The following is a 19329-nucleotide window of genomic DNA, read 5'->3' as shown; positions in this document are numbered from 1 at the left end:
CGTTTTGCTAAAAAGGATCGTCTTTCTATGGAGGTTGTACAATGACGTTACCAAGTGGTCATCCTAAAAGCAGGCTAATGAAACGTTTCGGTACATTGGGGCCGTACATTAGAGAAGGGAAATGCGAAAACGACCGCTTTTTCTTTGACTGCTTAGCGGTTTGTGTGAACGTGAAGCCCGCGCCAGAGAAGCGTGAGTTCTGGGGCTGGTGGATTGAGTTACAGGCTGAAGCTGAACGTTTTACCTATGTTTATCATTTCGGTTTGTTCGACAAAGATGGCATCTGGAAAGCGCAAAACATTAAAGATGCTGAAGTTCGTGAGAAGCTTGAGACAACGTTGAAAGGGTTCCACAAGAACCTGAATAAGATGATTGAAGAGATGTCGCTCAGACTGGAACCCGCTGATGATTTCAGCGAACAACCGGTGAAGCTCTCCGCCTGACCTTCCGTACTACCCATTCCCATACTGAATGCTGCTATTATAGCGTTATGCCGGTTGGCATAACGCTTCTCCCCTGTTAAAAAAGACACAGAAGCACTTCTTATTCACACTAATGGAACGATTATGAGTGGTAGTCAGACACTGGTTGTAAAACTGGGCACCAGCGTGCTCACTGGCGGTTCACGCCGCCTCAACCGTGCTCACATTGTTGAGCTTGTCCGCCAGTGCGCGCAGCAACATGCGGCAGGGCATCGGATTGTGATTGTGACGTCGGGCGCGATTGCTGCCGGGCGTGAACATCTTGGCTACCCCGAACTCCCCGCCACCATTGCTTCCAAACAACTGCTGGCTGCTGTCGGTCAAAGCCGTCTGATCCAGCTGTGGGAGCAATTGTTCTCGATTTATGGCATCCACATTGGTCAGATGCTGCTGACGCGTGCCGATATGGAAGACCGCGAGCGGTTCCTCAACGCCCGCGACACCATGCACGCGCTGCTCGATAATCGTATCGTACCGGTCATTAACGAGAACGATGCGGTGGCGACGGCGGAGATCAAAGTCGGCGATAACGACAATCTTTCCGCGCTGGCCGCGATTCTGGCCGGTGCCGATAAATTGCTGCTACTGACTGACCAGAGCGGTCTTTTCACCGCCGATCCGCGCACTAACCCGCAGGCGGAGCTCATCCGCGAAGTCATGACCATTGATGACGAACTGCGTGGCGTGGCGGGTGACAGCGTTTCCGGTCTTGGCACAGGCGGCATGGCGACCAAATTGCAGGCCGCGGATGTCGCGTGCCGTGCGGGTGTCGATACTATTATTGCTGCGGGTAGCCTGCCGGGCGTGATCGGTGATGTGATCAACGGTGTTTCCGTGGGTACACGTTTCCACGCCATGCAGACACCGCTGGAGAATCGTAAACGCTGGATCTTCGGCGCACCGCCTGCCGGTGAAATCACCATCGACGACGGCGCGGTTTCCGCCATGATGGAGCGCGGCAGCTCGCTGCTGCCAAAAGGGATCCGCGAAGTGAAAGGCGATTTCTCGCGTGGCGAAGTGATCCGCATCCGCAACCTGAACGGACGCGACCTCGCACACGGTGTCAGCCGCTATAACAGCGATGCGATGCGCATGATTGCCGGTCATCACTCTCAGCAGATCAGCGAAATTCTCGGTTACGAATACGGCCCGGTTGCCGTTCACCGTGACGACATGATTGTCAGTTAAGGAGTTTTCCATGCTTAACGAGATGGGCAAGGCCGCGAAAGCCGCGTCCTGGCAGCTTTCCACCCTCAGCACCGCGCAGAAAAACCGTGCGCTGATGCTGATGGCCGACATGCTTGAGGCCAACAGCCAGAGCATTATTCTTGCCAACGAACTCGACATGGCCGCAGCACGTGAAAGCGGTATGAGCGAAGCGTTATTAGACCGCCTGCTGCTGACGCCCGCACGTTTATCGGCGATTGCCAGCGACGTGCGCGATGTCTGCCGCCTGAGCGATCCGGTCGGGCAGGTGATTGACGGTTCACAGCAGGACAGCGGTTTGCGTCTCGAACGCCGCCGTGTGCCGCTCGGCGTGATCGGCGTGATTTATGAAGCGCGTCCGAACGTGACCATCGACGTCGCCAGCTTGTGCCTGAAAACCGGCAACGCCGTTATCCTGCGCGGCGGCAAAGAAACGCATCACACCAATCAGGCGACGGTTAACGTCATCCAGATGGCACTGGAAGAGTGCGGACTGCCGAAAGCGGCGGTTCAGGCGATTGAAAGCCCGGATCGCGCGCTGGTGGCGGAACTGCTGCGTCTGGATAAATACGTCGACATGCTGATCCCACGCGGTGGCGCGGCGCTGCACAAATTGTGCCGCGAACAGTCCACCATTCCGGTGATCACCGGCGGTATCGGCGTATGTCATACGTTTGTGGATGAAAGCGTTGATTTCGATAAAGCGCTGACTGTGCTGGAAAGCGCGAAAGTGCAGCGTCCGAGCGCCTGTAACAGCCTCGAAACCGTGCTGGTGCATGACGCTATTGCCGCCCGATTCCTGCCGGAACTGAGCGACAAAATGCACCGCGCAGGTGTCACGCTGCACGCCAGCGAATCTGCGATGCCGTATCTGCAAAACGGCCCGGCGAAAGTGCTGGCGGTGACCGAAGAAGATTATTCGGACGAATGGCTGTCGCTGGATCTGAACGTTACGGTTGTCGCCGATCTGGACGCCGCCGTGGCGCATATCCGCACCTACGGCACCGAGCATTCCGATGCGATCCTCACCCGTTCCATCAGCAGTGCCGACCGTTTCGTGCGTGAAGTGGATTCCTCGGCGGTGTACGTCAACGCCAGCACCCGTTTCACCGACGGCGGACAGTTCGGCTTAGGCGCAGAAGTGGCGGTCAGTACCCAAAAACTGCACGCCCGCGGCCCGATGGGATTAGAAGCCCTGACGACCTACAAATGGGTTGGTTACGGCGACGATTTAGTCCGTCCGTAACGCGTGGCACCGGTGGAATTTTCGTCATGAAGCCGGTGCTAACTCCTTATTTTGCATAGGGTGATTAGAAAAGCAGCAAACGCACCGCAGGGGGCTTGACGGCAGCGTCAGATTTCACTAATTTAGCACCCCGTAGTTCCCCGGTAACACTCCAAAAAGCCGACTTAGCTCAGTAGGTAGAGCAACTGACTTGTAATCAGTAGGTCACCAGTTCGATTCCGGTAGTCGGCACCATTTCTGTTCTAAACTCCCTGATTATCAAACATTCATTTCGATTAGCATCTCAGTTTCCAGTCTATTTCTGTCTCGCGTGTCAGATTTTTTAGACAGTGCCCTCCTGTTCTCCTCAGGTAGGGGAAAAATGCAGCTCAAAGAAAAATTTGAAGAGTATCCTGAAGGCAATAGGAATATCACTCCAGCTCAGGCAACCCTGCGATCAATTTATCCAGCGTCACCGGATAATCTCTGACCCTGACACCTGTCGCATTATAAATGGCATTGGCGATAGCGGCGCTGACGCCGCACAGACCGAGTTCGCCGACGCCTTTGGCTTTCATTGGCGAGGAAACCGGATCGGTGTCGTCGAGGAAAATCACCTCCTGATCGGGGATGTCGGCATGCACCGGGACTTCGTAGCCAGCCAGATCGTGATTCACGAAGTACCCCAGATTTGTATCGACGTTCAGCTCTTCCGTGAGCGCCGCGCCGATGCCCATAGTCATTGCGCCGATCACCTGGCTGCGTGCGGTTTTAGGATTGAGGATCCGGCCCGCGGCACAAACGGCCAGCATGCGGCGGACGCGGGTTTCGCCGGTGGCGATATTCACACCGACTTCCACAAAGTGTGCCGCGAAGGTCGATTGCTGGAATGTTTTATCCAGCCCGCCGAATTCGATGGTGTCTTCGACGGTGAGGGTGCCGCTGGCCGCCGCGTCGGCGAGCGGGGCAGTGCGGTCGCCCTGACAAATCAGTTCGTCGGTGAATACCGATTTCTGTGCATCAAACCCGAGTTTTTCCGCAATGGCTTCGCGCAGTTTTACGCAGGCGGCATAAACACCGGCAGTAGAGGTATTTGCGCCCCACTGGCCGCCGGAACCGGCTGATACCGGGAAATCCGAATCCCCCAGTCGTACCACGACTTTTTCCAGTGGCACACCCATCATTTCGGCGGCGGTTTGCGCGATGATGGTGTAACTGCCGGTGCCGATATCCGTCATGTCGGTTTCCACCGTCACCATGCCCTGTGCGTCGAGATGTACGCGCGCACCGGATTTATCCAGCAGATTATTGCGAAAGCCCGCCGCGACGCCCATGCCAATCAGCCACTTTCCGTCGCGCTCCTGTGCGGGCGTAGCGTTGCGGCGGTGCCAGCCAAATTTCTCCGCGCCTGTACGCAGGCATTCGATCAGCTGACGGCGTGAGAAGAACCGTTCAGGATGGAGCGGATCCACCTGCGTGTCGTTGAGAATCCGAAATTCAACGGGGTCGACACCGGCTTTTTCCGCCACTTCATCGATGGCGATTTCCAGCGCCATCAGGCCAGGCGCTTCGCCGGGCGCACGCATCGCGTTACCTTCCGGCAAATCCAGCTGTGCCAGCCGCAATCCTGTCAGCCGGTTTTGTCCGGCATAAAGCAGTTCACTTTGCTGTACCGCCATCTCCGGTGTGCCGCCGGGCAGGTTACCGGACCAGCTTTCATGGGCAATGGCGGTGATCCGGCCTTTCTCATCGGTACCGATGCGGATGTGCTGAACAGTGGCCGGACGGTGTGTGGTGTTGTTGGGGATCAGCGGTCGTGGCAGGGTGACTTTGACCGGTCTTTTTATCGCACGAGCCGCCAGCGCCGCCAGCACCGCATCACTGCGCAGGAAAAGTTTACCGCCAAAGCCACCGCCAATATACGGCGAAATCACGCGGATCTTCTCTTCAGGTATTTTGAGCGTTTTGGACAGTTCGCTCCGACACCAGGCAATCATCTGGTTCGAGGTGCGCAGGATGAGTTTATCGCCTTCCCACACCGCCAGCGACGCATGCGGTTCCATCGCCATATGGCTCTGATCCGGCGTTGTGTAGGTGGCGTCATGTTGCACCGGTGAGGCGGCGAACGCGCTGCCGAAATCGCCTGCAGTTTTATCCGGCGTATCTTCCGGAGGAGTGGTAACAGAAGGTTTTTGTTTCGCCAGGCTGTACGCGCCTTTCTCGCATTCATATTCCACGTTGATAAGCGATGCGGCAGCACGCGCCTGCTCGAAAGTCTCCGCAACTACTACGGCTATCGCCTGATGGTAGTGTTCAATTTTCGGGCCACCGAGCAGGGTGGCGGTATTCATGTCGCCTTTACCCAATTTACCGGTGTTTTCCGCAGTGACGATCCCCAGCACGCCGGGTGCATTTTCGGCGGCATGTAAGTCCATCATGGTTATCCGGCCTTTGGCAATGGCGGATCCGACCACATAACCGAACGCCGCTCCGGGCACTTCATTATGCCATTCAAAGGCATAGGGCGCGGTACCGGTGGTTTTCAGCGGGCCGTCGATACGGTCGTGGGGCTGGCCGACAACCTTCATCTGGTCGATGGGATTTTGTTGTGCAGGAGTGTCAAATTTCATCAGATTATGCCCTCGCTTGCGCCAGCACTGAGGCGAGCGTTCGTTTCGCCAGAATCAGCTTAAACTCGTTTTCAGGTGTCGGATGCGCGTCAGCGAAGAGCCGCGCGTACACCTCTCCGGCACCGTGTGCCACCTGTGCATCGGCTTCTGCCAGCCGCCAGGGTTTATGTGCCACGCCACCCAGTGCGACCCGGCCAGTGCCATCCGCCTGAACAATAGCGGCGACGGAGACCAGCGCGAAGGCGTAAGACGCCCGGTCACGAACCTTAGTATAAATCTGCGTTCCGCCCGCTGGCGGCGGCAGGGTCACGGCGGTGATGAGTTCGCCTGCGGCCAGCACTGTCTCCAGATGCGGCGTCTCGCCAGGCGAAAGGTAGAAGTCAGCCAGCGGAATGCGACGAACCACGCCGTCAGGATTGATGGTTTCGACGACGGCATCCAGCAGTTGCATGGCAACGGCCATATCGCTCGGATGCGTGGCGATGCAGGCCGAACTTGCGCCAACTACCGCATGCTGGCGGCTGAACCCTTTCAGGGCGGCACAGCCACTGCCGGGCTGGCGTTTATTGCAGGGCTGATTGGTGTCGTAAAAGTACGGGCAGCGGGTGCGCTGAAGCAGGTTTCCGGCTGTAGTGGCCTGATTGCGTAACTGGCCGGAGGCTCCGGCCAGCAAGGCGCGTGAAAGCACGGCATAATCACGGCGGATACGTAAATCAGCCGCCAGATCGGTATTGCGCACCAGCGCGCCTATGCGCAGACCGCCTTTGCCGTCTGGCTCAATGGTTTCCAGCGCCAGACCGTTAACGTCGATCAGATGCGAGGGCTGCTCGATCTCAAGTTTCATCAGATCCAGCAGGTTGGTGCCGCCCGCGATAAATTTTGCACCGGGATGCTGTAAAGCACTGGCGGCGGCATCGGCAGGCGTTTGCACCCGCTCATATGTGAAAGCCTTCATGATTTTTGCCCCCCGGCGACGTCTTCAATCGCCGCGAGTATGTTGGAATACGCGCCGCAGCGGCAAATATTGCCGCTCATGCGTTCGCGAATTTCATCTGCGGTGCACTGAGGAGGAGAAACCAGATCGTGAGTGACATGGCTCGGGATACCATTTTCGATCTCATGCAAAACGGCCACCGAGGAGCAGATTTGCCCCGGTGTGCAGTAACCGCACTGGTAGCCGTCGTGCCTGATAAAGGCTGCCTGCATCGGGTGCAGATTATCCGGTGTGCCCAGTCCTTCAATGGTGGTGACCTCAGCATCCTGCTGCATCACCGCCAGCGTCAGGCAGGAATTAATGCGCCGTCCGTCGACGATCACCGTACAGGCTCCGCACTGACCGTGGTCGCAGCCCTTTTTGGTGCCGGTCAGTTGCAGGTTCTCTCGTAACGCATCCAGCAGCGTGGTGCGCGTATCAACGACCAGTTGTCGGATCTGGCCGTTCACTTTCAGTTTCAGGTGGGATGTGTGGATTTCGTCGTGGTTGCTCATGCCAGACCTCCGGGATTACCAAATGAGATGCTTTATGCCTGCGCTGATGACGCGCTTTTTTTTATAGCGAAGCCTTAAGCATAGTCGGCGATGGCGATCGGATTAGTCCTGAATACCGCAAGGGCCATGAGCAGAAATTGTAAATCCCGGCGGAAGAGGGTTTTCCTCATCCGTATTTACATTTTTTCAGCCACCGCTCTGGTCAGCTCCCGTGCGTAACGGATGAAATCTGCCAGCGCTTTATTTTTCAGATGCCGCTGCCAGCTGAGGGTCAGCGTGGTGGTCGCACCGGGATCGGTCAGAAAACAGTAATTCACATCGGAAATCATCATTGAGCGCTGGGTTTCCGGCACCAGCGTGACGCCCATGCCCATCGATACCAGCCCGATGGCCGCAGAAACATCCCGCGTGAACTGAATTTTCTGCGGCACAAATCCCGCCTGTTCGCAGGCGTTAATCGCTGACCAGCCAAGGCCAACGCCCGGCGGATCTTTCTGGATAAGAAAAGGCGACTCCGACAGCGACGAAAGCGAGATTTTTTGGCCGGAACCGGCGGGATGATCGCGTGGCAGCACGGCGATCAGCGGGCGGGTGGCGATATCCAGATATTCCAGTTCAGGGAATCGCGGAACTGGCGACCGGACGAGGGCGATATCCAGCTGATAATTGAGCAAAAGTGTTAGCTGCTCGTGAACGTTATGTTCCTCAATGACGATCTCAATATCGGGTTTCTGCCTGCGGTAACCATTAATTAACAGCGCCAGCGCCGGATCCAGAATCGACGACCCGACATAGCCGATCTTCAGCTGCCCTTTGTGTCCCTGTCGCAAACTGCGCGCGTTCTCGAGAAATCTCTCGTAGTGCGTGATGGCAATACGCGCTTCTTCGACCAGTTGCAGCCCCTCGAACGTCAGCGCCACGTGGCGCTTGTCGCGGGTGAAAAGCGGGATCCCCAGGGATTGTTCCAGCTGCTTGATTTGCTGACTTAATGCAGGCTGCGCGATGTTCAGTTGCAGGGCGGCTTTACCAAAATGCAGCACTTCAGCCAGCACCACAAACGAGTGTAATTGTCGGTAATCCATATGTCCTCCGGTGCGTTTTTCTCATAATAATCCCTTATCAAAGAGCGGTGTATTGTTATTGGACTCTTATCAGCGATCCTTTGCAAACTGACCGGGCAGCGGCGATGAAGAGCCTGCCGGTGCATCCTCGATGACATAACTTTAAGGGGCAAAAGATGTCTGAAGAACAAATAAAAGTGACGGATCTCCGGTCCGCGCTGGCGGTGTTAAGCCAGTACGACGATGAACTGATCTACACCGATGAGCCTGTGGATCCGATTGCGGAGTTATCCGGTGTATACCGCTACGTCGGTGCGCACGGCACCGTGAAACGTCCGACCCAAATCGGTCCGGCGATGATCTTTAATAAGGTCAAAGGCTATAACGACATGCGGGTGCTGATTGGCCTGCTGTCTTCGCGTAAACGTGTGGCCCGTCTGTTTGGTACCACGCCGGAAAATCTGGCGTTTATGCTGAAAGACTCCGTGTCGAATCCTATTCCGCCTATTGTTATTCCGCGTGAAAAAGCGGTCTGTCAGGAAGTGGTACATCTGGCTACCGACCCGGATTTCGATATTCTGAAAATCCTGCCAGCGCCGACCAATACGCCGGAAGATGCCGGTCCGTATTTCACACTCGGCATGTGCTACGCCGCTGATCCTGAAACCGGTGAGCACGACGTCACCATTCACCGCCTGTGCGTGCAGAGCAAAGATGAAATCTCCATGTACTTTGTGCCGGGCCGTCACCTGGACGTGTTCCGCCAGAAAGCCGAAGCCGCAGGCAAACCGCTGCCGATCACCATCAGCATTGGCGTTGATCCGGCGATTGAAATCGGTGCCTGTTTTGAGCCGCCAACCACACCACTGGGCTTTGACGAACTGTCAATCGCCGGCAGCCTGCGTAATCAGGCCGTCGAACTGGTGGATGCACTCACCGTCAATGCGCGCGGTATTGCCAACGCTGAAGTGGTTATTGAAGGCGAACTGGTACCGAACTACCGCGTTCGCGAAGACCAGAACACCAATACCGGCAAAGCCATGCCGGAATTCCCAGGTTACACCGGTGCGGCGCAGGCCGAAGTGCCGGTCATTAAAGTCAAAGCCATTACGCACCGCCGCCATCCGATCCTGCAAACCTGTATCGGACCAAGCGACGAACACACCAACATGGCCGGTATTCCGACTGAAGCCAGCATCTTGCAGATGGTGGAACGCGCGCTGCCGGGCTTTGTACAGAACGTTCATTGCCCGTCACCGGGTACCGGTAAATACCTCGCGGTTTTGCAGGTGAAAAAGCGCTTTGCGGCCGATGAAGGTCGTCAGCGTCAGGCCGCACTGCTGGCGTTTGCTGCTTTCTCTGAGCTGAAACACGTGATGCTGGTGGATGAAGATGTCGATGTCTTCGACCTTAACGACGTGATCTGGGCGATGACCACCCGCTATCAGGGAGACGTCAGCACCGTCTTTATTCCCGGCGTGCGTTGCCATCCGCTCGATCCGTCTTCCGATCCGGCCTTCAGCCCGTCGGTACGCGACCACGGTATTGCCTGCAAAACCATTTTCGACTGCACAGTACCTTACAACCTGAAAGCGAATTTCCAGCGCAGCGAGTTCCTCGACGTGGATGTAAACCGCTTTATTCCGGGCTTCAACAAAAAATAAGGAAACAGCATGTCAGGGTCTGTATTGAAAGCCTCACAGAAGCCCCGTGTGATCGTCGGGATCAGCGGTGCGTCCGGGTTTTCCTATGGCGTTCAGGCGTTGCGTTACCTGCGCCAGCTGGATGTGGAAACGCATCTGGTGATTTCACCGGCCGGGCACCTCAACCGGGAACATGAAACCACGCTGACCGAAGCGGACGTGGCTGATCTGGCGGATGTGGTGTATCCCTTCCGCGCAGTCGGTGCGGCCATCGCCAGCGGATCGTTCCGTACGCTCGGCATGCTGGTGGCGCCGTGTTCAATGCATACCCTGGCGGCAGTGGCCAATGGCCTGACGGATAACCTGCTGACGCGGGCGGCAGACGTCGTTTTAAAAGAACGACGCCGGCTGGTGATGATGGTGCGTGAAACGCCGCTGCACGCGGGGCATTTACGCAACATGCAACAGGTCACGGAATGCGGCGGCATTGTTTTTCCGCCGGTTCCTGCCCTTTACGCCAGACCCACCAGTGTGGAAGACATCATCGCGCACAGCGTGGCGCGGGCGTTGGGACTGCTGGATCTGGACTGTGCCGATCTGCCCCGCTGGGGCGAAAACATGACGTTAATGACCAGGAGTAATAACCCGTGATTATCGGACCTTATATCAACGGCTCTGCCGTTTTGCTCGGCGGGATTGTCGGCGCGTTGCTCAGTAACCGCCTGCCGGAACGTCTGCGTAACTCCATGCCGCTCATTTTCGGGGCGGCCTCCATGTGTATGGGCATCGTGCTGGTGGTGAAAGTCAGCCACATGCCGGTGATGGTGCTGTCGGTGATCCTCGGCGCGTTGCTGGGTGAACTTTGTTATCTGGAGAAAGGCATCGGCAAACTGGGCAGCAAAGCCCGCAGTCTGGTAGAGATTTTTGTCAAATCCGATCCAGGCGATCAGGAATCTCAGGAGAAGTTCCTGCAAAGCTACGTGGCAATTATCGTGTTGTTCTGCGCCAGCGGCACCGGGATTTTCGGCTCCATGCATGAAGGCATGACCGGCGATACCAGCGTGCTGATCGCCAAATCGTTCCTCGATCTGTTCACCGCCGCCATTTTTGCCACCACGCTCGGTTTTGCAGTGGCCGTCGTCGCGGTACCGCAGCTGATCATCCAGTTGCTGCTGGCGTACGGCGCGGTGTTTATTCTGCCGCTGACCACGCCCCAAATGCAGGCGGATTTCTCTGCCGTCGGCGGTGTATTGATGTTCGCCACCGGTTTTCGTATCTGCGGCATCAAAATCTTTCCGGTCGCCAACATGTTGCCCGCGCTGGTGCTGGCCATGCCGATTTCGAGTTTATGGGTCCATTTTTTCTGAATTAACGACCCCCGCCTCCGCGGGAAACAACGTGTTTTTATCTAAGAAGAAACAGGTACTGTCATGATAATAAATAAAATTTCTATGGCGCTGGCGTTACTCCTGCCTTTCGCGTCATTTGCAGCAGAGAATACTTATACCGCACCAGAAATCTTAAAAGTCACCTCATCCGCCGATGACGGCAGCGCAGGTACCTTGCGCTGGGCGCTGGAGAAAAATAACCAGAACGCCGGACATTACCGCATTGAACTTCAGTCACCGGATCATCAGCCGTTAGTGATTAAACCGGTTAAACCTCTGCCGCCGATCCTCGGGCCGGTGGATATCATCAACCTCGACTGGCAGAAAAGCGGCCAGTTCGCCGCCATCGATGGCACCGGTTATATCAAAGGCAGCGAACCGCAATCCTGTCCGGGGGCGGTCAGCGGACAATATGGCGCGAACGTTCGTACCACGACTATGCCGGGACTGGTTTTACGCGATACCCATGACGTCACGCTGCAGGGGCTGGAAGTGCGCAATTTTTGTATCGGCATCCTGATCAATCGCGCGAAAGATAACGTCATTGAAGACAACCGTATTGTGGGCAACCACGGTGGCGCGGGGATCATGATGACGGGCGATGACGGCAAGGGGAGTTCCACCGCCACCACCACCGAGCGTAATAAAATTATCCGTAATACTTTCGTGAACAATGGCGACGCGATGGAAGCCACGCGCGGCGCGTCATTCAACCTGATTGCGGATAACTTTGTGACTACCGACGAGGTGAACAACAAAGAACCTTCGCAGGGGCTGGAAATGCTGTGGGGGAATGATAACGAGGTGCTGCATAACCACTTCGAAAATTATTCTGACGGCGTGCAGCTTAACTGGGGCAACCGCAATTATATCGCCGGGAACACCTTCACCAATCTGTCTTCCGCCGTCACCCTCAGCGGCACCGGCAATATCGTCGACAGCAATATCATGACCGGCAACCGTGTCGCGGTGTCCGTCCGTCCGCAGGGCGAACCGGGCAAAGACGGCGCGTTTGGCATCAACCGTATTACCGGACCGGCGGTTAACCGCATTACGGCGAACATCATGATCGACAACGGCAAACCGGTGAACCGTTGCTTTGCGGGCGGCAGTTGCCTGCCGGGTTTTGCCGGGGCGATTGTGTTTAACGTGCCGGGGCTGGAACACGCGGCCTTTATCGGCAACCGCGGCGGCGGTATCAGCAACGACACCAGCACGCTGGAAAAAATCTGTGCCATCGACGGTCAGTCTGCGGACTGTGAAAAAACGCCGAATAAAGATCAGCACGCGCCAGCAATCACTCACGTCAGCCGCCACCAGAATAGCCTGACTATTGACGGCAGGGTGAGAGGCGAGGCGAATACGCTGTACCGCATCGAGTTCTTCTCCAACAGCAAATCCACTCAGGATGAAGCGGAAAACTATCTCGGCTATCAGCAGGTGCCGATCGACGCCAAAGGGCAGGGGATCATCCACGATCAGCTGACCGTGGCTGCCGATTTACACATTGCCAACGTCACCTCCACCGCCACCACCAGCGACGGTGCCACCTCACCACTGAGCAAACCGGCCGCGCTGACACAATAAATCCTCTCTAGCCTTCGTCCTGACAGAGTGCATTCCCTGCAAATAATAAAATGTCGCCGGGTGGCGTTCGCCACCGGGCAGACGTGTCACGATATTCAACAGGAAGACTATGATGAGACTGACCAAAACTATATTAGCCCTTTCACTTTTACTGAGCGTGCAGGGCGCAGCGATGGCTGCACAGACCAGCGCACCGGCGGTGGCTGTGATGCAGCGTCACGCTGTGCCGATCACCATCCGCCACACGGTGATTGGTGAAGGTACTCCGAAAATTATCGTCCCGACCACCGGCACCACTGCCGGTCAGGTGCTGGAACAGGCCAAAACCATCGGCACCAACCCGGATGCTGATCTGATTGAATACCGCATCGATTACCTGACTTTTGCCAGTGACGCCGCCAAAGTCGGCGCGCTGGGCAAACAGGTTGCGGCCGCCGCGGAGGGTAAACCGCTGATCCTCACCTTCCGCACGCAGGCCGAAGGTGGCATGAAAACCATTAGCGATAAAGCCTATGGCGATCTGTACCTGTCGTTGATCAACGATCACTTCATCGACATTCTCGACGTAGAGATGTTCCGCGATGCAAAAGTGGTGAATCAGGTGGTCGCTGCCGCGCATAAAGCTGGGATCAAAGTGGTGATGTCCAGCCATGATTTCCACAACACGCCCTCGGTTGCCGATATCGTTGCCCGCCTGCGCAAACAAGACAGCATGGGCGCGGATATCCTGAAAATCGCCGTGATGCCGCACAACCCGGAAGACGTAGTCAGACTGATGGATGCCACGGCGCAAATCCGTGAACAGTATTCCCTGAAACCTTTGCTGACCATGTCAATGGGCGGACTGGGCGCGGTATCCCGACTTTCCGGTGAAGTGTTCGGTGATGATCTGACGTTTGGTATGCTGGGCACGCCTTCAGCACCTGGCCAGATTGAAGCGCACCAGCTTCATCAGGAAATGAATACCCTGCATCTTGCGATAACCAGCCACTAATTCTTCTGCGGCAGAGCATCCCGTCTCTGCCATTCCCCTTTCCAGCTTTACATCTTTTATCCGCCATTTCCTTGCGATCGCACAATTAGTTAACGGTCATTAAATAAAGTGCTTGCACAACCTCTCGTCGGCGCTTAGTATTTACTTATCGAACGTTAATTAATAAATAACGTTGACCTGAAACTGAGGTTCCTGAAGAAGGCACCCCGAACAAAAATTAACGAACAGGAATTAACATCATGAAAACTATCGCAATGACCATCGCTGCTCTGACACTTGCCACCGCTTCTTTCTCAACCCTGGCCGCAACTGAAGTTCAGTCTGCACCAGCTGGTGCACAAGCAGTCGGTACCATCAGTGCAACATCAAACGGTGACTTATCTACCCTGCAATCAAAACTGAATGCTAAAGCCAGTGAAGCCGGTGCGTCGTCTTACCGCATCATCGGCGCTTCTGGTGAAAACCACCTTTACGGTACTGCTGAAATCTATAAATAAGAACGACAGTATCAGGGTTAATAATCGGACAGAAATGCTTTGCAACTGACGGTAAGTCTGCAAAGACAAACAATCGAAATGAGGAAAATATTATGAAAAACATCGCTATGACAATCGCTGCTATCGCACTGGCAACTGCATCATTCACCACTCTGGCAGCCACTGAAGTTCAGTCCGCTCCGGCAGGTCAGCAATCTATCGGTGTGGTCGGTGCATCAACCACCGGTTCAATTTCCGGTCTGCAATCAGAACTGAATGCAAAAGCCACCCAGGCAGGTGCAAGTTCATACCGTATTATCGGTGCATCCGGTAATAACCAGCTTTACGGCACAGCAGAAATGTACAAATAAGCTGAGCAGTAACAAGCAGTAAGCAGAAGAGGCGGCGGTTGCCGCCTTTTTCGTTTCTGTCAGACCGGGAAATGTGGTTCCGTAATATCATTCTGACGGGTAAAGCGCCCCGGAGAAATCCCCGCGTAACGGGTAAATGCCACACCGAAAGCGCTGACTGAACTGTAACCGGTACGTTCTGCAATATCGGCAATCGACAGTTCGCGTTCACTCAGCATTTTTTTGGCAATCGCCATCCGCCAGGACATCAGATAGGCCACCGGTGCCATTCCTACAGCGCGGTGGAAGCGTTCGCAATACGCCGAGCGCGACATCGCAGCCTCGCGGGCCAGTTGAGCAATAGTCCACGGTGCGGCAGGGGACTCGTGCATACAGCGCAATGTGAGCGCCAGTTTCGGATCGGAAAGGCCGCGCACCAGTCCGGGCGATGCCGCCGTCACCGCCGCCGAGCGGAAGGCTTCGATGAGCAGCACTTCCAGCAGACGCGTCATCACCATTTCCCGCGCCGGTTTATCCGAGCGATATTCTTCCCCGACCATCTGCACCAGTGTCGATAAACGTTTTTCCCCCCGAACATGCAGCCATTGCGGCAGTAACGACACCAGCAGCGCCGAATCCGGCGAGCCAAAAACACAGTTTCCGACCAGCATCCGCATATCAATATTGCCGTTCGGATCGCCGACACGCGCGCCGCCGGGCATGGGCACGACGGGCGTGGTGATCGTTTCTCCGGTAACGGGCGGCTGCCGGTCAAGGCTTGAGGTCGAAAAACTCTTTGCTTCCGGGATCAATACGAAATCCCCTTCACTGAGCAGAAGGGTGTCATTCTTAGTCTCGTTTTCTACCGTCAGATAACAGGATCCTTCCAGTACCGCGAAGTAAAACGGGCGTCCTGTTTCTGCACGATGCACCGCCCACGGCGCGGAGGCGATCACCAGTTTTGAAAAGGGTGCGCCGGGCTGAAGTAATGAAATAACATCTGCTAAAGGATCTACCATTTGGACGATCTCGACAAAAACATGGCGTTCGGAACATAGGTATTCCTGAAATGTACGCCTATCGTAGGAGTCCTGTCCAATACGAAGGAGTTTCCTATGTCTGCACCATCAACCGTTCTGATCACCGGCTGTTCTTCAGGTTTCGGCCTCGACATTGCGCGTCATTTCCTCGAAAAAGGTTGGCGCGTGATTGCCACCATGCGGACGCCGCAAAAAGATTTGCTGCCGGAATCTGATGCATTACGCATTCTGGCGCTGGACGTTACTGACGCTGAAAGTATCCGACGCTGCTTTGAAGAAGCAGGACCCATTGATGCGCTGGTCAATAACGCCGGTATCGGTCTCCTGGGACCGCTGGAGGAAGAGAAAATAGACACCGTGCGTCAGATTTTTGAAACCAACACTTTCGGAACCATCGCCATGACGCAGGCCGTTGTGCCGCAGTTCAGGGCTCGCCGGTCGGGTGTAATAGTGAATGTGACATCAAGTGTGACGCTGAAATCACTGCCACTGCTTTCGGTTTATACCGGCAGCAAAGCGGCGGTGAATGCGTTCACCGAATCACTGGCACTGGAGCTGGCTCCGTTTGATATCCGCATGCATCTGGTCCTGCCGGGGCGCGCACCGGGCACAAGCTTTGGCACCAATGCCCGCAAACTCATGGCAGAAAAAATCCCCGAAGCGTATCAGGACTTCGCTCAGAGTGTGTTTTCCGCCATTCAGGACACCAGCACGCCGGTAACGTATTCAGAAGATGTCGCCGAAGCGGTGTGGACGGCTGTCACCAAAACTGATTCCCCGATGCGAATTCCTGCCGGGGCAGACGCGATGGCACTTTCCTGAAAGCTGAATGCCTGATAAACGAAGTAAAAAGAGCACGCCTTTTAAGAATAGGGGAGTAGCTAACCGATGGCGGCGGGGAATAGAATCCTCCGTCGCTTATTCATTTTTTAAAGGCCCGTAATGAAAAAACTCTTTCTCATCATCATGGTTTCAGCGCTGGCAGGTTGCGTCAGTTACCACCATAAACCGGCAAAACATCAGACCGGAATGGCGAATCCGGCCGCGGTATATTGCCACGAAAGAGGCGGGAGATCGGTGAGTGTGCAAACCCCGCACGGCGTTCGTGCCGACTGCGTATTCCCTGATGGCAGGGGTATCGACGAATGGGAATTGTACCGCCGGGATCACGGATAATAATTAACGCGCCGGGCAGAGGCAAACAACCCGATTTCACGTTTATCTGATCCCCGCAGGATGTGATACTTTGAATCCATCACGTGCCGGTGAGAGCATCGCACAGCTTCGGATTCAGAACAGCGCAGAGGGTTTATGGCGGTCATTTCCCAACACATTATCGAGCAGGCAAAACAATGGCGCAGGGACTTCCATATGCGCCCCGAACTGGGTCTGAATGAGCATGGCACCGCAAAAATAATCAGTGAGCTGTTACTGTCCTTTGGTCTTGAAGTTCACACCGGGATCGCACAAACCGGTGTTATCGCCACGTTGCGAAATGGTGAGGGGCCGTCCATCGGTTTACGCGCAGATATTGATGCGCTGCCCATCCATGAGCTGAATGATTTCGCTCATCAGTCACAGAATCCGGGGCTGATGCATGCCTGTGGTCACGACGGTCATACGGCGATTTTGCTGGGTCTGGCAAAGCATCTTAGTGAGAACCGCCATTTTCGCGGCACAGTGTATTTCATTTTCCAGCCTGCCGAAGAGAACTTCGGTGGCGGCGAAATGATGGTGAAAGAAGGGCTGTTCCAACGCTTTCCGATGCAGGCGGTTTACGCGCTGCACAACTGGCCGGGTTTGCCGGTCGGTGAAGTGGCAGTCAGTCAGGGGCCGATGATGGCGTCGCAGGACAACTTCTATATCACCCTGACCGGAAAAGGCTGCCACGCCGCGATGCCTGAACTCGGAGCTGATCCGGTGGTGGCGGGCGCGCAACTGATCTTGTCCCTGCAAAGTCTGATCTCTCGGCGTCTGTCACCGCTGGAACAAACGGTGATAAGCCTGACACAGCTTCAGGCCGGTGAGGCCATCAACGTGATCCCTGAAACGCTGCAAATGTCGGGCACGCTGCGTTGCCTGAGCAGTAAAACCCGCGAAACATGCTGGCAGCTGATTGAGGAATACGTCAAAGCGGTGCCGCAGCCGTTTGGTGTGAAAGGGGAGGTGCGCTGGGAATTCGGTTATCCGGTGACGCAAAACCATGCGGCGCAGGCCAATATTGTGCGCGACGCGGCAGAAAATACGCCGGGTATTCAGAAAGTACATTTCAATAATGCACCGTCGATGGCTGCCGAGGATTTTGCTTATCTGCTCGAAGCCTGTTCGGGCGCGTATTTTTGGTTAGGAGCCGATGGCGCCACGCCGTCGGCGTCTTTGCACAGCCCGCGTTACGACTTTAATGATGACATTATTCCGCTGGGTATCGGCGTACTGACGACATTGGTTGAGCGCGAGCTGAAAGAATAACGCCCGCACGGCGCATTAAAAAAGGCCACACGACTTACCGCGTCTGGCCTTTTTGCTGTCAGATCCCCGGCACTTTTTTCACTGTACTTTCTGCGGGCTGACCGTTACGGGTCATGGTGCTGATGGCGATTCTGCCCGACAGACTGTCAGCAAGTTTCGCGGTGAAAACAGTAAAGTAATGTACCGCCGGCCCACATCCCTGAGGTACTGTGCGCCGGCGCGGATGTTCTTATATTTTCGCTAACTCGTGCGCGATATTAACAATTTTATATTGATGTTTTCTTATTTCGCCACGGGCTATTTTATCTTCCATTTGTTGGAGGAAATAAAGAATGTCATCCGATTGGGTAACATCTGGCAGATCAGTGATTTTATATTCCCACCATTCAATCGCCTGAAGACGATCGATGATCTCGGGTGCAAATCGGTATTTAATAATCTTAGCCGGAATGCCGCCGACGATGGCGTAAGGCGGCACATCACTGGTGACCACCGCATTGGCCGCAATAACTGCACCATTACCGATGGTAATGCCGCCTTTTAATACGGCGTGTTCCCCCACCCAGACATCATGACCTAATACCGTTGCCGCCGGCATATAGTCGAACCCGGCAATGTTCAGCGTTTCTCCGAATTGCTCCTGCGCCACTTTCGGGAAAAAATCGTGATAAGTCAGGGGACTGGTCGTAAACCGGTGTATGGGATGTTGAGGCCCCATAATCCGCACCCCTGCGGCCAGGCTGCAAAATCTGCCGGTTTTGAGGTTATTAGGTAATTTACTGCACGCGTAAGAATACGCGCCCATCGAACAGAAACTTTTCCGCGGCATGGAGGCATATTCTTCTACCCAAACATCCGTCGTAAATTTTACTCTCTCGCCTTTTCTAAAAAGGAATACATTCCTCTTTTTATATATTCCCTTCACTATTTCCGGGAATTTAAGATGGATCTTATGGCTTACACAATAATCCTCATGTTTTTGAGTCCATCGAAACTCAACGGGATACTTCATTCATTCTTCCTCAAAGGTGAAATGCTGTTTTTATATATTCTTGTCAAAATGCTAGCATAAAACAGACATAACAAAAATCTGAGGTCGGTGGAAATCACGTGAGGAGGCGCAGAAATAAAGCAAAAAACGCCCGGAGGATAAACTCCGGGCGCTAAATAGCTGCGCCTATTACCGCTCCACTTTTGTTAACCCGTGTTGACTGCCGGGGAAAGGTGAAGCTGATTTCATAAACTGTCTGACATTTTTCAGTAACTGCCACATTGTCCGGCAGCGATGAT

19 protein-coding genes, 1 tRNA gene and 1 pseudogene are annotated in these 19329 nt (G+C 55.0%); 14 read left to right on the top strand and 7 right to left on the bottom strand.

Features of this window, described 5'->3' with window-relative positions; translation table 11 throughout:
* Window positions 1–41 precede the first annotated feature (41 nt).
* The 4 genes from crl to J1784_RS04550 all read left to right on the top strand — a co-directional run bounded on the left by crl (window position 42) and on the right by J1784_RS04550 (window position 3168).
* Window positions 42–443 (top strand): sigma factor-binding protein Crl, encoded by a 402-nt coding sequence (gene crl, locus J1784_RS04565; RefSeq protein WP_217148212.1) that lies wholly within the window; start codon window positions 42–44, stop codon window positions 441–443.
* Between the two features lie 123 nt (window positions 444–566).
* Window positions 567–1670 carry a glutamate 5-kinase gene (proB, locus tag J1784_RS04560; protein WP_217148211.1) on the top strand — a complete coding sequence of 368 codons (1104 nt, stop codon included), beginning with the start codon at window positions 567–569 and terminating at the stop codon, window positions 1668–1670.
* Between the two features lie 10 nt (window positions 1671–1680).
* Window positions 1681–2934: a glutamate-5-semialdehyde dehydrogenase gene (proA, locus tag J1784_RS04555; RefSeq protein ID WP_217148210.1), complete on the top strand. Its 1254-nt coding sequence runs from the start codon at window positions 1681–1683 to the stop codon at window positions 2932–2934.
* 158 nt (window positions 2935–3092) lie between these two features.
* Window positions 3093–3168, top strand: a tRNA-Thr gene (locus tag J1784_RS04550).
* A gap of 176 nt (window positions 3169–3344) precedes the next feature.
* Here J1784_RS04550 and paoC read toward each other — a convergent pair.
* The 4 genes from paoC to J1784_RS04530 form a co-directional block, all read right to left on the bottom strand.
* Window positions 3345–5543, bottom strand: coding sequence for an aldehyde oxidoreductase molybdenum-binding subunit PaoC (gene paoC / locus J1784_RS04545; RefSeq protein ID WP_217148209.1), 2199 nt, complete (start codon window positions 5541–5543; stop codon window positions 3345–3347).
* 4 nt (window positions 5544–5547) lie between these two features.
* Window positions 5548–6498, bottom strand: coding sequence for an FAD binding domain-containing protein (locus J1784_RS04540; RefSeq protein ID WP_217148208.1), 951 nt, complete (start codon window positions 6496–6498; stop codon window positions 5548–5550).
* Window positions 6495–7031 carry an aldehyde dehydrogenase iron-sulfur subunit PaoA gene (paoA, locus tag J1784_RS04535; protein ID WP_217148207.1) on the bottom strand — a complete coding sequence of 179 codons (537 nt, stop codon included), beginning with the start codon at window positions 7029–7031 and terminating at the stop codon, window positions 6495–6497. Before paoA ends, J1784_RS04540 begins: the two co-directional genes overlap by 4 nt.
* Before the next feature lie 176 nt (window positions 7032–7207).
* Complete coding sequence (locus tag J1784_RS04530) at window positions 7208–8113, bottom strand: LysR family transcriptional regulator (RefSeq protein WP_217148206.1); 906 nt, start codon at window positions 8111–8113, stop codon at window positions 7208–7210.
* Window positions 8114–8268: 155 nt separating this feature from the next.
* Here J1784_RS04530 and J1784_RS04525 point away from each other — a divergent pair, with 155 nt between their 5' ends.
* From J1784_RS04525 to bhsA (J1784_RS04495), 7 genes are all read left to right on the top strand, one after another.
* The gene (locus J1784_RS04525) at window positions 8269–9756 is read left to right on the top strand and encodes a UbiD family decarboxylase (protein ID WP_217148205.1); all 1488 of its coding nucleotides are present in this window, start codon (window positions 8269–8271) and stop codon (window positions 9754–9756) included.
* A gap of 9 nt (window positions 9757–9765) precedes the next feature.
* Window positions 9766–10386, top strand: coding sequence for a UbiX family flavin prenyltransferase (locus J1784_RS04520; protein ID WP_217148204.1), 621 nt, complete (start codon window positions 9766–9768; stop codon window positions 10384–10386).
* The gene (locus J1784_RS04515; RefSeq protein WP_217148203.1) at window positions 10383–11102 is read left to right on the top strand and encodes a DUF554 domain-containing protein; all 720 of its coding nucleotides are present in this window, start codon (window positions 10383–10385) and stop codon (window positions 11100–11102) included. Before J1784_RS04520 ends, J1784_RS04515 begins: the two co-directional genes overlap by 4 nt.
* A 63-nt stretch (window positions 11103–11165) precedes the next feature.
* Window positions 11166–12710: a NosD domain-containing protein gene (locus J1784_RS04510; protein WP_217148202.1), complete on the top strand. Its 1545-nt coding sequence runs from the start codon at window positions 11166–11168 to the stop codon at window positions 12708–12710.
* 109 nt (window positions 12711–12819) lie between these two features.
* Window positions 12820–13704 (top strand): type I 3-dehydroquinate dehydratase, encoded by an 885-nt coding sequence (aroD, locus tag J1784_RS04505; protein WP_238485387.1) that lies wholly within the window; start codon window positions 12820–12822, stop codon window positions 13702–13704.
* Between the two features lie 239 nt (window positions 13705–13943).
* A complete protein-coding gene (gene bhsA, locus J1784_RS04500; RefSeq protein WP_217148201.1) occupies window positions 13944–14201 on the top strand; it encodes a multiple stress resistance protein BhsA in 258 nt (85 codons plus the stop codon).
* 92 nt (window positions 14202–14293) lie between these two features.
* Complete coding sequence (gene bhsA / locus J1784_RS04495) at window positions 14294–14551, top strand: multiple stress resistance protein BhsA (protein ID WP_217148200.1); 258 nt, start codon at window positions 14294–14296, stop codon at window positions 14549–14551.
* 59 nt (window positions 14552–14610) lie between these two features.
* Here bhsA (J1784_RS04495) and J1784_RS04490 read toward each other — a convergent pair whose 3' ends face one another.
* Window positions 14611–15549, bottom strand: coding sequence for an AraC family transcriptional regulator (locus J1784_RS04490; protein WP_217148199.1), 939 nt, complete (start codon window positions 15547–15549; stop codon window positions 14611–14613).
* A 96-nt stretch (window positions 15550–15645) separates the two neighbouring features.
* Here J1784_RS04490 and J1784_RS04485 point away from each other — a divergent pair, with 96 nt between their 5' ends.
* From J1784_RS04485 to J1784_RS04475, 3 genes are all read left to right on the top strand, one after another.
* The gene (locus J1784_RS04485; protein ID WP_217148198.1) at window positions 15646–16392 is read left to right on the top strand and encodes an SDR family oxidoreductase; all 747 of its coding nucleotides are present in this window, start codon (window positions 15646–15648) and stop codon (window positions 16390–16392) included.
* Between the two features lie 120 nt (window positions 16393–16512).
* Window positions 16513–16746, top strand: a complete 234-nt coding sequence (locus J1784_RS04480; RefSeq protein WP_217148197.1) for a putative hemolysin — start codon at window positions 16513–16515, stop codon at window positions 16744–16746.
* 135 nt (window positions 16747–16881) lie between these two features.
* Window positions 16882–18039, top strand: a complete 1158-nt coding sequence (locus J1784_RS04475; RefSeq protein WP_217148196.1) for a M20 aminoacylase family protein — start codon at window positions 16882–16884, stop codon at window positions 18037–18039.
* 229 nt (window positions 18040–18268) lie between these two features.
* Here the strand turns inward: J1784_RS04475 and J1784_RS04470 are convergent, their stop codons facing one another.
* Together J1784_RS04470 and J1784_RS26435 are read right to left on the bottom strand one after the other, a co-directional pair.
* Complete coding sequence (locus J1784_RS04470; protein WP_217148195.1) at window positions 18269–19051, bottom strand: CatB-related O-acetyltransferase; 783 nt, start codon at window positions 19049–19051, stop codon at window positions 18269–18271.
* A 168-nt stretch (window positions 19052–19219) separates the two neighbouring features.
* A pseudogene (locus J1784_RS26435) lies at window positions 19220–19329 on the bottom strand (IS630 family transposase); the annotation flags it as partial.

The sequence above is a fragment of the Rahnella ecdela genome, assembly GCF_019049625.1.
GTDB classification, from domain to species: domain Bacteria; phylum Pseudomonadota; class Gammaproteobacteria; order Enterobacterales; family Enterobacteriaceae; genus Rahnella; species Rahnella ecdela.
This window is presented reverse-complemented; position numbering and strand designations above follow the sequence as displayed.

Excerpts from the sequence above, each read along its gene's own strand:
- J1784_RS04475 (WP_217148196.1), top strand. The coding sequence starts at position 16,882 with ATGGCGGTCATTTCCCAACACATTATCGAGCAGGCAAAACAATGGCGC.
- paoC (WP_217148209.1), bottom strand. The coding sequence starts at position 5,543 with ATGAAATTTGACACTCCTGCACAACAAAATCCCATCGACCAGATGAAG.
- proB (WP_217148211.1), top strand. The coding sequence starts at position 567 with ATGAGTGGTAGTCAGACACTGGTTGTAAAACTGGGCACCAGCGTGCTC.
- J1784_RS04540 (WP_217148208.1), bottom strand. The coding sequence starts at position 6,498 with ATGAAGGCTTTCACATATGAGCGGGTGCAAACGCCTGCCGATGCCGCC.
- crl (WP_217148212.1), top strand. The coding sequence starts at position 42 with ATGACGTTACCAAGTGGTCATCCTAAAAGCAGGCTAATGAAACGTTTC.
- bhsA (WP_217148200.1), top strand. The coding sequence starts at position 14,294 with ATGAAAAACATCGCTATGACAATCGCTGCTATCGCACTGGCAACTGCA.
- J1784_RS04485 (WP_217148198.1), top strand. The coding sequence starts at position 15,646 with ATGTCTGCACCATCAACCGTTCTGATCACCGGCTGTTCTTCAGGTTTC.
- J1784_RS04510 (WP_217148202.1), top strand. The coding sequence starts at position 11,166 with ATGATAATAAATAAAATTTCTATGGCGCTGGCGTTACTCCTGCCTTTC.
- paoA (WP_217148207.1), bottom strand. The coding sequence starts at position 7,031 with ATGAGCAACCACGACGAAATCCACACATCCCACCTGAAACTGAAAGTG.
- bhsA (WP_217148201.1), top strand. The coding sequence starts at position 13,944 with ATGAAAACTATCGCAATGACCATCGCTGCTCTGACACTTGCCACCGCT.
- proA (WP_217148210.1), top strand. The coding sequence starts at position 1,681 with ATGCTTAACGAGATGGGCAAGGCCGCGAAAGCCGCGTCCTGGCAGCTT.
- J1784_RS04480 (WP_217148197.1), top strand. The coding sequence starts at position 16,513 with ATGAAAAAACTCTTTCTCATCATCATGGTTTCAGCGCTGGCAGGTTGC.
- aroD (WP_238485387.1), top strand. The coding sequence starts at position 12,820 with ATGATGAGACTGACCAAAACTATATTAGCCCTTTCACTTTTACTGAGC.
- J1784_RS04470 (WP_217148195.1), bottom strand. The coding sequence starts at position 19,051 with ATGAAGTATCCCGTTGAGTTTCGATGGACTCAAAAACATGAGGATTAT.
- J1784_RS04530 (WP_217148206.1), bottom strand. The coding sequence starts at position 8,113 with ATGGATTACCGACAATTACACTCGTTTGTGGTGCTGGCTGAAGTGCTG.
- J1784_RS04520 (WP_217148204.1), top strand. The coding sequence starts at position 9,766 with ATGTCAGGGTCTGTATTGAAAGCCTCACAGAAGCCCCGTGTGATCGTC.
- J1784_RS04525 (WP_217148205.1), top strand. The coding sequence starts at position 8,269 with ATGTCTGAAGAACAAATAAAAGTGACGGATCTCCGGTCCGCGCTGGCG.
- J1784_RS04490 (WP_217148199.1), bottom strand. The coding sequence starts at position 15,549 with ATGGTAGATCCTTTAGCAGATGTTATTTCATTACTTCAGCCCGGCGCA.